We start from the raw sequence: 16,006 nt of genomic DNA, 5'->3' as shown, positions 1-16,006 counted from the left end.
ACCCGGGCCAATGGCGCCCTGCAATTCTGCCACTAATTTTCCGGGCCCCTCGTTACATTGCGACCCACAGTGCCGTCCTAAAATGCTGTCCTAAGGAGCAAAGCGGTATCCCATGCCCGCCTCGGTCAACAGGTGAACCGGCGCTGCGGGATCGCGCTCAAGTTTCCGCCGGAGCTGAGCCATATAGACGCGCAAATAGTGAGTTTCCTTCGCATAAGCTGGCCCCCACACCTCGGTGAGGATCTGCTGCTGGCTGATGAGACGGCCGGGATTACGGACCAAAAGTTCCAAAACGCTCCACTCGGTGGGTGTCATCCGCACCGGTTCACCGTGCCGAAACACCTGTTTATTGGCCAGATCCACGGTAAATTCAGCCGTCTCCACCCGCGGCTCTTCAGTCTGTGCACCTGAACGTCGCGTGGCCGCCCGCAACCTGGCCAGCAGCTCATCCAAGCCGAACGGCTTTGTCACATAATCGTCGGCTCCGGCATCCAGCGCCTCCACCTTGTCGTGGGATCCGTGCCGGGCGGAGAGCACGATGATGGGTACCTCGGTCCAGCCGCGCAGCCCCGCAATGACCTCCAGACCGTCCATGTCCGGCAGCCCCAAGTCAAGCACGACGACGTCAATCGCCTGGGTTTGGGCGGCGGCCAAGGCCGTGGTCCCGTTCGGGGCCGGCACCACCGTGTAGCCGTGGGCGTGCAAGTTGATTTGCAGGGCCCGCAAAATCTGGGGCTCGTCATCAACCACTAAAACTGTTGTCATGGCAAAGTCCTCAAAGTGTTCTCATAATCCCGGTGGAAAGCGGCATGCGAATGATCATTGTCAGGCCGCCACCGGGAGTCTGTGCCGCTTCCAACACACCGCCCATAATTTCGGTAAATCCCTTGGCAACAGCCAACCCCAAGCCCACACCTGTGCCACCCTGCGGACCGTAAGAGACGTCGTCGAGCCTCTGAAAAGGCCTGAACATGGCCATGACCTCGGCCGCCGGAACACCCTTGCCATGATCCACCACACGCAACTCGCTGGCAGGGTGACCGTTGATGGTGGCACTGCCACTGCCGCCGATGGAGCCCACCACCAAGATTTCCGAATCCGGGGCGTACTTCACGGCGTTCTCCACAATGTTGGCAATGACCCGCTCCAGCAAGCCAGGATCGGCGTCGATGGCAGGCATGTTGGGTGGCAGTTCCCGGCGCACCCGGTCCGCGGGGACGCCATGCAAGGCGGCGGGAAGCACCTCTTGCCAGGCCACCGGACCCACAATGGGGCTGACCATTTGGGCGCTCAGGCGAGACATGTCCAAAAGGTTGCCCACCAGCGCATCCATCCTGTCCGAATAGTGCTCAATGGTGCCCAACAGCTCGGCTTCATCCTCGGGGCTGAAGGTTACCTCGCTCTGGCGCAGGCTGCTGACGGCCAGCTTGATCCCGGCAAGTGGCGTGCGCAGATCATGGGACACGGCCCGCAAAACAGAGGTCCGGATATTGTTGTCTTGGCTCAACTGCAGGTTCTCACGTTGAGTGACACTGAGCGCCTCGCGTTGTTCCAGGGCCAGTAAATGTGCACCAAAAGCGCTCAGCAGGCGCCTGTCGCTGGCCGGCAAAATACGCCCCGAGAGGCCCAGCATCCAGTGCTCGGACACCTCTTCAAGGGTGTCGGCCTGCTCGGGGACAAGCGGTGGCTCATCCCCCACAGAGGCTTCCATGCTCCAGCCGTTGCCGTCCTGAGCGCTTCCGGGCTGAGCCCCGGGCTGGGAACCGGCTGACGTGGTGTTGCGAAAAAGGGTCACCGCGCGCATGGCGAAATGATCCCTGAGCTGTTCGAGCAGCACCTGCACGGTGTCCTGGGAGGCAAGGATTCCGCGGGCCAGTTCACTCAAGGTGGCGGCCTCGGCGCCGGCCCTGATAGCTTCCCGCGAGCGCCGTGCGGATTGGTCAACAGCCAAGGCAACAGCCACGGCCACCAACAGGAAAACGGCCAGGGTCAGCAAATTTTCCGGGTCGCTGATGTTCAGGGTTCCCACGGGGGGTGCCGAGAAGTAGTTCAGCAGCACGCTCCCCCACACGGCGGCAAGCACCGCCGGCCAAAGGCCACCCACCAGGGCAACGGCGACTGTCGCCGCCAGCTGGACCACCATGGTGGTCTGCAGGCTCAAGGCTCCCGTGAAGAATTCCACGAGGATCGGGAGCGCCACAGCCAGGATAAATCCGGCAATGACGCGTTTCTTGTTCAGCTCACCCCTGTTGCGCACAGGTCCGCCGGAGCCACTCAAGGGATGCGGGACCATATGCACATCCATGTCCCCAGCGTCCCGGACCACCCGTGCACCCACCCCGGGGCCAAAGAGGAAGCCCAGGCGTGGCTTGCGGCGCGAGGAACCGATGACTATTTGGGTGGCGCCCACGTTCTTGGCAAAATCCAGCAGCGCCGCAGCAGGGTCCGCCCCTCCCACAAAGTGGTACGTTCCGCCCAGGTCCGTGACCAGTTGGCGCTGCCCTTCAAGAGCCGACGGCGCGTCCCCGGCAACGCCGTCGGACCGGGGCACGTGCACGGCGAGCAACTCCCCGCCGCTGACCCGGCTCAGGATACGGGCGGCACGGCGCAGCAGCACCTCGCCCTCGGGCCCGCCGGGCAGCCCCACCACAACACGTTCGCGGGTGGGCCAGCTGGTGGCAATGCCGTGGCTTTCCCTATAGGCAGCCACACCCTCTTCCACCCTGTCGGCCAGCCACAGCAGCGCCAGTTCGCGCAGCGCTGTGAGGTTACCAAGCCTGAAGTAGTTGGCCAGGGCCGCATCCACCTTGTCGGCGGCATATACATGGCCGGTGCTGAGCCGCTGGCGCAACAGTTCCGGCGGGATATCCACCAGTTCTATCTGCTCAGCCCTGCGGACCACGTCATCCGGCACTGTTTCTTGCTGTCGGACGCCGGTGATGGTCTCCACCACGTCCCCTAGCGAGGCCAGGTGCTGGACGTTGACAGTTGAGTACACATCGATGCCCGCGGCAAGGAGCTCTTCCACATCCTGCCAACGCTTGCCGTTGCCTGCCCCGGGAATGTTGGAGTGGGCGTATTCATCCACCAGGGCCAGGGCCGGACGCCGCGCCAACAGGGCAGCGACGTCCAGCTCCGCAAAATCGGTGCCTCGGTAGTTGATGATCCGGGCCGGCAGGACCTCGAGTCCGGCCAGTTGCGCGCGGGTCTGCTCCCGGCCGTGGTCCAGAACAATGCCCGCCACCACGTCAACACCTGCCGCGGCCTGGGCATGACCTTCCTCCAGCATGGAGTAGGTTTTGCCCACCCCGGGAGCTGCACCGAGGAAGATTCGCAATATGCCGCGCGTCATAGTTTATTCTCGCAGGCCTTTAGCAGTTTTCTGCACAGCCGCCAGGGCTGCGTTCAAGGTGGTGGTGTTCACCGATGACTGGCCCAGAAAAGCGTTCACCCCGGTGCTCGTGTTCTCCGCAATCAACTCCTGTACGGCCGCTTCGCTGAGCCCATTGGCGGCGGCCACGCGCGGCATCTGCAGGGCTGCGTATGCCGGGGAGATATCAGGATCCAGCCCGGAGCCACTGGCCGTGACTGCGTCAACAGGCACGGCATCCATGGATGTCTTCTCCCGTGCCGCTACCTCTGCGCGGTTGGTGGCCATCGCCTCCACCAGCGCGGCCTGGTTGGGTCCTAGGTTGCTGGCCGACGACGTCGCCGGGTCCCAGCCCACAGCCGAGGGCCGCGGGAAGAAGTAGGCAGTGCCGGTCACCGGCTGGGCCAACAGTGAAGACCCGGCAGCCTGCCCACCGGCGGTGATGATGGATCCGTTGGCCTGAGCCGGAGCTACTAGCTGGCCCAGCCCAAAGACAAGCGCCGGGTAAGCCAGCCCCAACAACAAGGTGGCGCACAGCAGGAATCGCAAAGCCGTGAAAAGTTGACGTCCATAAGCGTTCATTGTGATGTCCTTTAGATCTAGCGCTGGGCAATCGTGGGGATGAGGGAGACCAGCAGGTCGATGAGTTTGATGCCGATAAACGGGGCAATGACGCCGCCAAGCCCAAAGATCAGCAGGTTCCGCGACAGGGCACGGGCCGCCGAGACAGCCCGATACTTCACCCCGCGCAGCGCCAGGGGTACAAGTGCCACGATGACAAGGGCGTTGAAGATCACCGCTGAGAGGATGGCGCTCTCGGGTGAGGCCAGCCCCATGATGTTCAGCAGCCCCAGCCCGGGGAACGTGGCGGCAAACAAGGCCGGCACAATGGCAAAGTATTTGGCCACGTCGTTCGCCACCGAAAATGTGGTCAGCGATCCGCGCGTGATCAACAGCTGCTTGCCAATGCCCACAATGTCAATGAGCTTGGTGGGGTCCGAATCCAAATCCACCATGTTGGCCGCTTCCTTGGCCGCACTGGTGCCCGAATTCATGGCCACACCCACATCCGCCGCCGCCAGGGCGGGGGCATCATTGGTGCCATCCCCCGTCATGGCCACCAACCGTCCGGCCTCCTGCTCGGCCTTGATGACCGCCAGCTTGTCCTCCGGGGTGGCCTCGGCAACAAAGTCATCCACCCCGGCCTCGGCGGCAATGGCGGCAGCGGTGATCTTGTTGTCACCGGTGATCATGATGGTCTTGATGCCCATGGCCCGCAGTTCGGCGAACCGTTCCTTCATGCCAGGCTTGACCACATCCGCTAAATGGATGACGCCCAAAGCCTGTGCGCGCTCGCCGTTGTACGTGGCCACCAGGAGCGGCGTTCCGCCGGTCCCGGAAATGTTCGCCACGGCTTCCGCAAGTTCTTGGGGCAGGAATCCGCCGCGTTCCTTCACATAGCGTTCGACGGCGGACGCAGCACCCTTGCGTACCTCAAGTACCGCTGAGGTTGAGTTGGCAGGGTGCCCCACCGGTAGGTTGAGCCCGCTCATGCGGGTGACAGCGCTGAACTCAATCACGTCAACATCAACGGTCAGTTGGGCCGTGACATCCTGCGCTCCTTTCGATCCGGGGTCGCCAAGCGCCAGCTCAACGATGGAACGACCCTCGGGTGTCTCGTCTGCCAGGGAGGACAAACGTGCCGTCTCGATGAGCACCTGCTGGTTCACGCCGTCGGCCGCTATGAAGTTCACGGCGCGGCGGTTGCCATAGGTGATGGTGCCAGTTTTATCTAGCAAGAGGGTAGTGATGTCGCCGGCAGTTTCCACGGCACGGCCGGAGGTGGCTAGGACGTTGCGTTGGATCAGCCTGTCCATGCCGGCAATGCCGATGGCTGGCACTAGGGCACCGATGGTGGTGGGGATCAGGCAGACCAGCAACGCCACCAGAACCACGGGGGTGGGTAGGGCGCTGGCGAAGTTGGCCATCGGCGCAAGCGTCATAACGGCGACGACGAACACGATGGTCAGCGAGGCGAGCAGCACGTTCAACGCGATTTCGTTCGGCGTCTTTTGCCGAGTGGCACCTTCCACCAGGGAGATCATTCTGTCCAGGAACGTCTTGCCGCTGGCTGCCGTAATCCGGATGACGATCCTGTCCGAGAGCACCATGGTGCCGCCGGTGACGGAGCTTCTGTCCCCGCCTGATTCGCGGATGACCGGGGCGGATTCGCCGGTGATGGCCGATTCATCCACACTGGCCAGGCCCTCAATGACGTCGCCGTCGCTGGGGATCAGATCGCCAGCTTCACAGATCACGATGTCACCCACCTCGAGGTCGGTGCCGGGCACGAGTTCCTCGTCATACACTGTGTTTCCGTCACTGTCCCGGCCCGCACCTGCCTGGCCGGCGGGCACCAAGGCCCGGGTCCGGCGTCGTGCCATGACTGAGGTGCGGGCGGCACGGAGACTGTCGGCCTGCGCCTTGCCACGCCCTTCGGCTATGGCCTCGGAGAGATTGCCAAACAGCACCGTCAGCCAGAGCCACACCGTGACAATGATGGAAAATACTGCCGAGTCGGAGCCAATGGCCAGCTGCTGGATACTCACGGCGGTGCAGACAATGGAGCCGATCAGCACCGTAAACATGACTGGGGAGTGGATCATTTGGCGGGGATTGAGCTTGCGGAAAGCCAGGGGCAGCGCCGCCAGCAGTGTATCTAGCTTCATTTCAGGAGTCCTTCTGCAGCCGGGCCCAAGGCGAGCGCGGGGAAGTAGGTGAGTGCGGTCAGGATCAGGGAGATACCGCCCAACAACACGGCAAAGAGCGGTCCGTGGGTGGCGAGGGTTCCTGTTGTGGCGGGGATTTTGCGTTGCTTCGCCAAGGAGCCGGCGAGCGCCAACACCAGCGCTATGGGCAGGAAGCGGCCAATAAGCATGGCCAGCGCCAGCATGGTGGCAAGCCCCGGACCGGAGCTGGTGATGCCGCCAAAGGCCGAGCCGTTGTTGTTCGCAGCTGAAGTGAAGGCGTACAGGATTTCACTGAAGCCATGCGGGCCTTCGGCGGGCGCCGCTGCTGCTAGTGCGGGCGTTGCCACGGTGATGGCCGTGCCCAGCAGTACCAATGTGGGGGTGACCAGGATGTACAGGGCCACCAGCTTCATCTGGGGTGCGCCAATCTTCTTGCCCAAGAACTCCGGGGTGCGCCCCACCATGAGGCCACCAATGAAGACAGCCACCACGGCAAGGATCAGCATCCCGTATAGGCCGGATCCCACCCCTCCGGGAGCAATCTCCCCCAGCATCATGTTCAGCATGGCCAAGCCGCCGGCCAGGGGCGGCAGGGAATCGTGGGCCACATTCACGGCCCCCGTTGAGGTCAGGGTGGTGGCGGTGGCGAACAGGGCGCTGGGTGCAACGCCCAGACGCTGCTCAAATCCTTCACCCACGCTGGTGCCGCTACCGTTGAAGGCGCCGATGGCCCACGACATGAATATTGTGGACGCCAGCCAGAATGCCACCATCACTGTCAGTACTGTGTAGCCCTGGCGTTTGTCGCCCACCATGCGCCCGTACATGGCCGGCAGTGAGAACGGAATAACCAGGATCAGGAATACCTGGAACAAGCTACTGAAAGCCGTGGGGTTTTCGAACGGGTGGGCGGAGTTAGCGTTGAAGTAGCCGCCACCATTGGTTCCCAGAAGCTTGATGGCCTCCTGCGAAGCCACCGGACCACCCGGAACCGTCTGCTGGGCACCCGTGACGAGAGTGTGGATGTTGGTGCCGCCCCAGTTTTGGATGACACCGGTGATGATCAGGACAACCGCGCCAACAATTGCCATTGGGAGCAGGACGCGAAGGGTGCCGCGCGCTAGGTCAACCCAAAAGTTGCCCAGATTGCTGGTTTGGGCCCTTGTGAGTCCGCGAATCAGGGCCACCACAACCGCCAGCCCCACAGCTGCACTGAGGAAGTTCTGCACAGCAAGCAGCATCATCTGGATCCCGAAGCCAAGAGTGGTTTCCGGGACATATGTTTGCCAGTTGGTGTTGGTGACGAAGGAGACTGCCGTATTCATGGCAACCCAAGGGTCCACTGCCCCCATACCCTGGTTGAGGGGCAGGAAACGCTGCAACAGCTGAGCCAGGAACAGCAACACGATGGACACCACGCTGAACGCCAGCAGCGAACGCAGGTACACCTTCCAATGTTGGTCGGCGTGGGCGTCAACGCCGGAGAGCTTGTAGAGTCCGTGCTCCACAGCCAAATGCTTGTGACTGGTGAAGGTGTTGGCAAGATATTTGCCCAGTGGCTGGTGCAGGGCAGCCAGCACCACTATCAAGACGGCGAGCTGGGTGGCCAGCGAGAAAACGTTAAGATCCATGGTGGCCGGTCACCACTTCTCGGGGCGAATGAGGGCGGCCAGCAGATAGACCAGCAAGGCCAGTCCCACCAGCCCCAAAATTAGCCACGTCACTAAATCCACAGCAAACCTACTTTCACAATGTGCGTTGATGTCTTGACTCAATCGCACACCCGTGGCGTGGGCTTGGAGCTTGTTTTTACGTGTTCTTTACGCTGGCTGCGGTAATTTTGACGCCTTCCTGACAGGAAGTCACTTTGCGTCTGCGCGTGGTTAACAGTGAATGGTACGCAGCTGAGCAAGTGGCGCAGGATTCACACTTAACCGTGCGCAGACGCAAAGAGCTTAGGCGGAGAAACCGCCGTCGGCCTTGATCAACTGCCCACTGACCCACCGCCCGCCTGGCGAGAGCAGAAAAGCGACAGTGGGAGCCACATCTTCGGGCGTGCCGAGCCGGCCACCCGGTTGCAGGGCGGTCATCGCTGTGCGGGTTCCCTCATCCATCCAGCCTGTATCCACGGGGCCGGGGTTGAGCACGTTGGCGCTGATGCCCTGCCCGCCCAATTCACGCGCGGCCGCAATTACCACCCTGTCGAGGGCGCCCTTGGAGGCGCCGTACGGCAGGTTGAACGCTGTGTGGTCACTTGTCAGCGCAACGATCGCGCCGCCGTCGTGCTTCACTTGACGGGCGAACGCGGCAATCAACTGCCAATTAGCGCGGGTATTGACGGCGAAATGCCGTTCAAAACTCTCCAACGAGGTGTCCAGAATGCCCGAATCCACCGATTCGCAATGCGACATAACCATGCCCGTGAGCGTCCCCGCCTCCTGCGCGATCGCCTCCATGAGACGGTCGACGGCGGACGGGTCACCCAGATCTGCCGGGAACGCCCACACCCGGGCACCGGCCAATTCGAGTTCGGCGGTGAGGACGGAGACGTCGTCGGGCTGGACACCCCAGGGCATGCGCGCGTCGTAGGCCTGCCAATAGTTCAGGACCAGGTCCCAGCCGTCGGCGGCGAGCGCGCGGGCAACTGCGGCGCCAATGCCCACGGTCCGGCCCACGCCGGTGATGAGAGCTATTTTCTTATGCATTGAACCAGCCTACGGTCATGGGCCTTCAGGCTGCTGATGTGACAACTGATGTGACAGCGGTGCCGTATGGGCTGCATTTGAGCTGCGCGCAGTGCACGCGTGTCGCGCTCCGTCGGTGGCCAAAAATACGCTGTAGCTTGGAGGAGTCCATACTTGGCACACGAAAGGCAGTCATGAGCAGCTCTCAGCCCACCCCCACTCCCGGTTTCATCCCAGGTCGCGTTACCCGCAGGGCGGCCTCTCCGGCGGGCAAGCCAGGCTCTGTTCCGGTCAAGCCAGGTTCTGTTCCAAGTAAACCGGGCAAGGGCGGAAAGAAGCCGGTGGCTGTTGCTCCCAAGCCCGATACAGCAAGCATCAGCGCCGCCATTAGGGAGGCCGCTGCTGCGGCGAAAAAGCGTGTTCTGGCCATCACGAACGCTCATGTGGTGCCGGTGGAAGGTGCACCGTTTGACGGTACCGTACTGGTTGAGGGCGGCAAGATTCTTGGTCTGGGCGCTTCCATTGTGGTTCCTGAGGGGGCCGATGTGCTGGATGTGAAGGGTCAGTGGCTGCTCCCGGGCTTCATTGACGCGCACGTTCACCTCGGCATGGATCCGGAGGGTGAGCTTGGCTCCACAAGCGACGTCAACGAGATGACTCATCCGGTCATGGCCGGGGTGCGGGCCATCGACGCCGTGGATCCCTTCGATCCTGGCTTTGATGACGCGTTGGCTGGCGGTATCACTACCGTCAATGTGAACCCGGGCTCTGGGAACCCCATCGGCGGGCAGGCCATTGCCATGCACACGCACGGGCGCTACATCGAGGAAATGGTGCTGCGCTCCCCCAGCGGTGTGAAGTCGGCACTGGGCGAGAATCCAAAAACCGTTTATGGGGACAAGAAGCAGACCCCCTCCACCCGTTTGGGTACTGCCTTAGTGATCCGCCAAGCATTCATGGACGCCCAGAACTGGATGGCCAAGCCGGAGCCGCGCCCCCGCGACGCCCACATGGAGGCACTGGCCATGGTGCTGCGACGAGAGGTGCCGTGGCGTCAACACTGCCACCGCGCTGATGATGTTGCCACAGCTATCCGGCTGGCCGATGAGTTTGGCTACGATCTGGTCATTGACCATGGAACAGAAGCCCACGTTTTGGGCGATGTGCTCGCTGCGCGTGGCACTCCGGTGCTGATTGGCCCCTTGTTCACGACCAAGTCCAAGCCTGAGCTGCGTGCCCGGTCCATTGCCAACCCGGGCAAGTTGGCGGCGGCCGGCGTCGAAATTTCCATCATTACCGATCATCCGGTGGTGCCCATCAACTTCCTAGCCCACCAGGCCAGCTTCGCGGTCAAGGAGGGCCTGGACAGGGACACTGCCCTGCGCGCCATCACGATCAACCCGGCCAAGGTTTTGGGCCTCGCCGAGCAGATGGGCTCACTGAAGGTTGGCAAGAACGCAGATCTGGTGCTGTGGAGCGGCGACCCGTTGGATGTTATGCAGCGGGCCATGAAGGTCTTCATCGGCGGTAAGCCCGTTTACAGCTACGACGCCGCCACCCGGGTAGGCGCCACAGCCTCACGCGTGTAACCCCCACTACAGACGCCGCATCACTTTACGGCTATTAACTCCAAACGCGGCATCACTTTCGGGCCGTTAACGCCTAACGCGGCATCACTTCTTGTGAAGTGATGCCGCGTTAGGCGTATTTAGGCCGTAAAGTGATGCCGCGTTGGGCGGTGGGGCTAGGCCGGAAGCTGCAGTACTGCGCCTGTGAAGATCAGGTCCGGGTGGATCACGGTGTCCACGTTGGCCTGGTAGAGGCTTTCCCAGCCACCTTCGATGCCGAGCTTGTCGGCAATGATGCTCAAGGTGTCACCTGATTCGATGGTGTAGCTTTCGCCGCTGAGCGCTACCTGAACTGCCGCCGGAGCCTGCTCAACAGGGGCCTGCTGAACTGGAGCTTGCTCTACTGGAGCTTGCTGAACCGGGGCTTGCTCTACGGGAGCCTGCACCGGAGCTTGCTGAACCGGGGCAACTTCAACGGACTGAGCCGCTACAGGAGCAGGAGCTGCGGGAACTGCCGCCGGAGTGTAAGCCTGTCCGCCGCCACCACTCAAACCAAGCTGAGCTGCACATGAAGGCCATGCGCCCCAGCCCTGACCGGCCTGGACGCGCTCGGCCACGGCAATCTGCTGCTCGCGTGAAGCACTTTCCGGAGCTCCGGTTCCACCAAAGGCAGCCCACGTGCTAGGGGTGAACTGAAGTCCACCCGAGAATCCGTTACCTGTGTTAATGGCCCAGTTGCCGCCACTTTCACACTGAGCTAGTGCGTCCCATGTGCCGCCGTCGGCCGCGTTGGCCCCGGTTCCGGCCATAGCCATGCCGCCACCGGCGATAGCGCCAATGACCAATACGCGGCCGATATTGCGAGTAAGTTTAGTATTTTTCATCGATGCGGTCTCCTGAAGGTCACCTGCGCTCCATCCGTCCCCGGACATCTGCGCGCCACCGTCCAACCTATAGATATGGAGGTTGTTTCCGGAGCCTTCCAAATGACGGTGTTTGGTGATGGAAGGCCCGGGCAATCGTGGGGGCAAAAAGTGCCGCCCGCCCAGTAGGGCATAACTAAGAGTAAAGCGATACCAAATCGATATGCAAATCAGCTAACTGTTACCTTACTGACATATATTTTAACAGGTTGATAGTGTATTTAAGCGACAGAACTTTTGTTGGACGTCCAGACGCCGCAGATCTGGGCGCAGGAGCGTATCGCTATGGGGTTCCCTGCGCCACTCCAGCCACCATAAACGCTCGCTCACATACGGGGCTTAAAACACGAACGCTTCTGCACTTGGTGTGTACCAAGTGCAGAAGCGTCCGTAAAAACAGCCCATTATGTGATCGAGCGTTCCCCAAAAATGCCCGTTATCTGAGGGAGCGTCTGCACGGGAGGCTAGGAGAGGGCGTCTAGGGCCTGTTCCAGATCGGCCAGCAGGTCAGCGACGTCTTCGATGCCCACGGACAAGCGGATCAGGTTTTCCGGCACAGCGAGCTCGGTACCCTTCACCGATGCGTGCGTCATGTCCGAGGGGTAGTTCATGAGCGATTCAACGCCACCCAGCGATTCGGCCAGTGTAAACAGGTGCGTGGACTCCGCCACCTTGCGCGCGGCCGCCTCGCCACCCTTGAACTGCACCGAGATCATGCCACCGAAGCCGCGCATCTGCTTGGCAGCCAACTCGTGACCGGGGTGATCTGGCAGGCCCGGGTAGAGGACCTTTTCTATCTCGGGCCGGGTCAGCAGCCATTCGGCGATGCTCTGTGCGTTGGAGCAGTGGCGGTCCATGCGGACGCCGAGCGTCTTGAGCCCGCGCGTGGTCAGCCAGGCTTCCATGGGTGCGGAAACGGCGCCCACGGCGAACTGGACAAAGCCGATCTTCTCGGCAGCTTCGGCGTCGGAGAGGATGATGGCGCCACCGGAAGCATCCGAGTGCCCACCGATGTACTTGGTGGTGGAGTGCACCACAATGTCGGCACCCAGTGCGAGCGGGTTCTGCAGGTACGGCGAGGCGAAGGTGTTATCCACAACCAGCAGCGCGCCCGCGGCGTGAGCCACTTCGGCGAGCGCAGCGATATCGGTAATCTTCATCATGGGGTTCGACGGCGTCTCCACCCAGAGCATCTTTGTCTTGCCCTCGGGTCCGCCTGCGGCGACAGCGGCAGCCAGCGCCCCGCCGTCGTTCATGTCCACGGCGGCACTGCTGATGCCCCAGATCGACAGGACGCGGGTGATGAGCCGGTAGGTGCCGCCGTACACGTCGTTGCCCATGATGATGTGATCCCCGGGGACCAGCAGGGCGCGGATCAGGGCGTCCTCAGCGGCCAGGCCGGAGGCGAAACTGAACGCGAATTCGCCGCCTTCCAAGGCTGCGAGCTGCGTCTGCAAGCCGTCGCGGGTGGGGTTGGTGCCTCGGCCGTATTCGTAGCCGTTGCGCAGCTGACCAATCCCGTCCTGAGCGAACGTTGTGGTTTGGTACAGGGGCGGAATAACCGATCCGGTGGTGGCGTCGGGGGTCTGCCCGGCATGGACGGCGCGGGTGTTAAAGCCTTCAGTCATGGTGTTCTCCTAGCGAATCAGTCGTTGAGGTAAGTAAGTAGATCGTGACGGGTCAGCACACCGACGGGTGCCCCCACAAACGTCACCATCAGCGCGTCCACATCCTGCAATTTGCTGCGGGCGGCAGAGATCGGTTCCAGCGAGCCGATGATGGGCAGCAGCGGCTGCATGTGTTCGGTAATGACGTCAGTCAGCTTGGCCTCGTGCCGGAACAGCTTGCCGGTCAGGGTGCGTTCATCGACTGAGCCAATCACCTCACCCATCACCACGGGCGGTTCGGCGGTGAGCACGGGAATCTGGGAAACGCCGTATTCGCTCATCAAGTTGATGACATCGCGCACTGTCTCGTTTGGATGAATGTGCACCAGCGCCGGCAGCTGACCGGTCTTGGCCTTGAGTACATCGCCAATGGCGGGCTCATCGGTGACCTTCAAGAAGCCGTACGACTGCATCCACTTGTCATCAAAAATCTTGCCCAAGTAGCCGCGTCCGCTGTCCGGAAGAAGCACGACGACGACGGCCTCAGGCCCCAGATCCTTCGCAGCTTCCAGCGCGGCCACCACGGCCATACCGGAGGAACCTCCCACGAGCAGGCCCTCCTCGCGTGCCAGGCGGCGGGTCATGGCGAAGCTGTCATTGTCCGTGACCGCGATGATCTGGTGAGGCACGCGCTTGTCGTAGGAGTCGGGCCACATGTCCTCGCCCACGCCTTCCACAAGGTACGGCCGTCCCGTGCCACCTGAGTAGACAGAGCCTTCCGGGTCGGCACCGATGATCTTGACCTCGCCGCCGTCGGACTCGGGACGGTTCGCGGAAGCCTCACGCAAGAAGCGGCCTGTGCCAGAGATGGTGCCGCCGGTACCAACGCCGGCCACAAAGTGGGTGACCTTACCGTCGGTATCGCGCCAAATCTCGGGGCCGGTGCTTTCATAGTGGCTCAACGGGCCGTTCTGGTTGGAGAACTGGTCCGGCTTGTAGGCGCCGGGAATCTCGCGAACCAGACGATCCGAGACACCGTAGTAGGACTGCGGGCTGTCAGCAGCGACCGCCGTGGGCGTGACCACAACCTCGGCGCCATACGCCTGCAGCACGGCGCGCTTGTCCTCGCCCACCTTGTCCGGGACCACAAACACGCACTTGTAACCGCGGGCCTGAGCCACCATGGCCATGGCCACACCGGTGTTGCCGCTGGTGGGTTCCACTACGGTGCCGCCGGGCTTGATTTTGCCTTCTTTGGCAGCCTCATCGAGCATCTTGACGGCGATGCGGTCCTTAGCGGAACCACCCGGGTTCATGTACTCAAGCTTGACCAAAACGGTGGCGGCGATGCCCTCGGTCACCTTGTTCAATTTCACCAAGGGGGTGTTGCCAATAAGGTCCAGGACAGAGTTCGCATACTTCATACACCAAACGTAGTACCCCGCCGCGGAACTGGCCAAGACAGGTTACTCTTTGGGGCTGTGGGCGCAATAAACTGTGGAGCATGCTCACAGTCTCCGATCCACTCCCGGAGCACCCGCAACGCATCCTCATTGCGGGAGTTTCCGGAGCAGGAAAGTCCACCCTTGCCCGGCGCCTGGCCGCGCTACTCGGGATTGAGTACACCGAGCTGGACAGTCTGTTCCACGGGCCCAACTGGGTGCCGCGCGCGGAGTTCATGAACGACGTCGACCATCTCACCCAGGAGCCCACCTGGGTTTCGGAGTGGCAGTACGCGGCCGTGCGCCGGTTACTGGCACAGCGTGCTGACACCCTCATTTGGCTGGACTACCCCATGCCGGTATCCATGGTGCGGCTCATTCGGCGCACGGTTCGGCGCCGGAGCCAGCGTGAGGAACTCTGGAACGGCAACTACGAAGGCCCGCTCTGGGGGATTTTCACCGACTCCGATCACATTATTCGGTGGGGTTGGCGAACCCGGAACAAGCTCAAGGTGTTGGTGCCGACGCTGGAGGAGAAATTTCCGGGGCTTCGCGTGGTGCGCTTGAGGTCCCCGCGCGAGGCAGATGTATGGCTGGGCCGTTTGGCCGAACGGGTTTCCGCGAGCCGGGTTCAGCCGAGGCAGGACCAGCCATGACGGAGCCAGCCATGACAGCGGAGGAGCTGGCCACGCTCACGCTGCTGCGCAAGGCCCGGGACATGATTGACCGGGACTACGCCCAGCCACTGGATGTGCCCACCATTGCGGCGAAGGCGTTCATGTCCCCCGCCCATTTTTCTCGGAAATTTCGAGAGGCCTATGGGGAATCCCCGTACAGCTACCTCATGACGCGGCGGATCGAACGGGCCTCGGCGCTGCTGCGTGCCGGCGCCTCTGTGACTGACGCGTGCATGACAGTAGGCGCCACCTCCTTAGGCTCCTTCAGCTCCCGTTTCACGGAGATCATGCGCGAAACTCCCAGTAGCTACAAGGCCAGAGACCACAGCGCTATTGAGGCCATGCCGCCGTGCTTTGTCAGGGTGACCACCCGGCCGGCGCGCGATGGCTCCGGAAAGTCGAGCAGGAATCAAGAAGCGCTGGGGCACACCGGGCCATAATGTTGGTGGCATGACTATTTCACTGCAGTACACGCACCTGACAGTCCATAACCCCGACGAGGCCATCGCCTTCTACCGCGACGCTCTGGGCTTGGAAGTCCAGAACGACGTGCGCAACGGCGACTTCCGCTGGGTCACCCTGGGCACCGCGGCACAGCCGGGATTGGGGATCGTACTCTCCGAGCCACACGCCGGCCGGTCCAAGGAGGACGGCGATGCCTTGGCGAAACTGCTGGCCAAGGGCGTGCTTCCCATGCTCAACTTCACGGCCAGCGATCTTGACGCCACCTTTGAGCAGGCAGTGAGCGCCGGTGCCGAGGTGTTGCAGGAGCCCATTGACCAGCCGTGGGGCCCCAAGGACTGCGCCTTCCGCGACCCGTCCGGAAATATGGTCCGCGTCGCCCAGGCCTGACTTCTCCTCCCCTACCCCCTCCGCCCCTGGACCCCTCCTGCCCCGGACCCCTCCTCCCCCGGACCGCGAAAGGTGAGTAGTGAGCAATGTTCGTTGGAAACATTGCTCACTACTCACCTTTCGCGGCGTCGGG

14 protein-coding genes are annotated in these 16,006 nt (G+C 62.3%); 4 read left to right on the top strand and 10 right to left on the bottom strand.

The features are described 5' to 3' along the window. Window positions 1-90 precede the first annotated feature (90 nt). The 7 genes from CXQ93_RS09105 to CXQ93_RS09075 all read right to left on the bottom strand — a co-directional run bounded on the left by CXQ93_RS09105 (window position 91) and on the right by CXQ93_RS09075 (window position 8,825). Window positions 91-765, bottom strand: coding sequence for a response regulator (locus tag CXQ93_RS09105; protein WP_062286568.1), 675 nt, complete (start codon window positions 763-765; stop codon window positions 91-93). A 10-nt stretch (window positions 766-775) separates the two neighbouring features. Beyond that, window positions 776-3,352 (bottom strand): DUF4118 domain-containing protein, encoded by a 2,577-nt coding sequence (locus CXQ93_RS09100; RefSeq protein WP_104110113.1) that lies wholly within the window; start codon window positions 3,350-3,352, stop codon window positions 776-778. Between the two features lie 3 nt (window positions 3,353-3,355). After that, window positions 3,356-3,952 (bottom strand): potassium-transporting ATPase subunit KdpC, encoded by a 597-nt coding sequence (gene kdpC, locus CXQ93_RS09095; RefSeq protein ID WP_104110112.1) that lies wholly within the window; start codon window positions 3,950-3,952, stop codon window positions 3,356-3,358. A 17-nt stretch (window positions 3,953-3,969) separates the two neighbouring features. Further along, window positions 3,970-6,099: a potassium-transporting ATPase subunit KdpB gene (kdpB, locus tag CXQ93_RS09090; RefSeq protein WP_104110111.1), complete on the bottom strand. Its 2,130-nt coding sequence runs from the start codon at window positions 6,097-6,099 to the stop codon at window positions 3,970-3,972. Next, window positions 6,096-7,751, bottom strand: coding sequence for a potassium-transporting ATPase subunit KdpA (kdpA, locus tag CXQ93_RS09085; RefSeq protein WP_104110110.1), 1,656 nt, complete (start codon window positions 7,749-7,751; stop codon window positions 6,096-6,098). The genes kdpB and kdpA overlap by 4 nt, the downstream gene beginning before the upstream one ends. Window positions 7,752-7,760: 9 nt before the next feature. Beyond that, complete coding sequence (kdpF, locus tag CXQ93_RS09080; protein WP_104110109.1) at window positions 7,761-7,853, bottom strand: K(+)-transporting ATPase subunit F; 93 nt, start codon at window positions 7,851-7,853, stop codon at window positions 7,761-7,763. Between the two features lie 222 nt (window positions 7,854-8,075). Further along, complete coding sequence (locus CXQ93_RS09075; protein WP_104110108.1) at window positions 8,076-8,825, bottom strand: SDR family oxidoreductase; 750 nt, start codon at window positions 8,823-8,825, stop codon at window positions 8,076-8,078. A 173-nt stretch (window positions 8,826-8,998) separates the two neighbouring features. On the opposite strand from CXQ93_RS09075, the gene CXQ93_RS09070 reads away from it, so the two are divergent. Beyond that, entirely contained in the window at window positions 8,999-10,393 is a 1,395-nt protein-coding gene (locus CXQ93_RS09070) for an amidohydrolase (protein ID WP_104110107.1), read from the top strand. 155 nt (window positions 10,394-10,548) lie between these two features. On the opposite strand, the gene CXQ93_RS09065 is transcribed toward CXQ93_RS09070, so the two are convergent. The 3 genes from CXQ93_RS09065 to CXQ93_RS09055 form a co-directional block, all read right to left on the bottom strand. Next, on the bottom strand, window positions 10,549-11,256 hold the full coding sequence (locus CXQ93_RS09065) for a transglycosylase family protein (RefSeq protein ID WP_104110106.1): 708 nt from the start codon (window positions 11,254-11,256) through the stop codon (window positions 10,549-10,551). Window positions 11,257-11,759: 503 nt separating this feature from the next. After that, on the bottom strand, window positions 11,760-12,923 hold the full coding sequence (locus CXQ93_RS09060) for a cystathionine gamma-synthase (protein WP_104110105.1): 1,164 nt from the start codon (window positions 12,921-12,923) through the stop codon (window positions 11,760-11,762). Window positions 12,924-12,940: 17 nt separating this feature from the next. Continuing rightward, window positions 12,941-14,326 carry a cystathionine beta-synthase gene (locus CXQ93_RS09055; RefSeq protein ID WP_104110104.1) on the bottom strand — a complete coding sequence of 462 codons (1,386 nt, stop codon included), beginning with the start codon at window positions 14,324-14,326 and terminating at the stop codon, window positions 12,941-12,943. Window positions 14,327-14,406: 80 nt separating this feature from the next. On the opposite strand from CXQ93_RS09055, the gene CXQ93_RS09050 reads away from it, so the two are divergent. The 3 genes from CXQ93_RS09050 to CXQ93_RS09040 are packed head-to-tail and all read left to right on the top strand — an operon-like array spanning window position 14,407 to window position 15,873. After that, on the top strand, window positions 14,407-15,000 hold the full coding sequence (locus CXQ93_RS09050; protein ID WP_104110103.1) for an AAA family ATPase: 594 nt from the start codon (window positions 14,407-14,409) through the stop codon (window positions 14,998-15,000). 11 nt (window positions 15,001-15,011) lie between these two features. Next, on the top strand, window positions 15,012-15,461 hold the full coding sequence (locus tag CXQ93_RS09045; RefSeq protein WP_104110313.1) for a helix-turn-helix transcriptional regulator: 450 nt from the start codon (window positions 15,012-15,014) through the stop codon (window positions 15,459-15,461). A gap of 10 nt (window positions 15,462-15,471) precedes the next feature. Next, window positions 15,472-15,873 (top strand): VOC family protein, encoded by a 402-nt coding sequence (locus tag CXQ93_RS09040; RefSeq protein ID WP_062286559.1) that lies wholly within the window; start codon window positions 15,472-15,474, stop codon window positions 15,871-15,873. The last annotated feature ends 133 nt before the right edge of the window (window positions 15,874-16,006 follow it).

The organism is Arthrobacter sp. N199823, from assembly GCF_002929705.1.
Taxonomy (GTDB): Bacteria; Actinomycetota; Actinomycetes; order Actinomycetales; family Micrococcaceae; genus Specibacter.
Note: the sequence above shows the minus strand (reverse complement) of the source record. Positions and strands in the feature narration are given on the sequence as shown.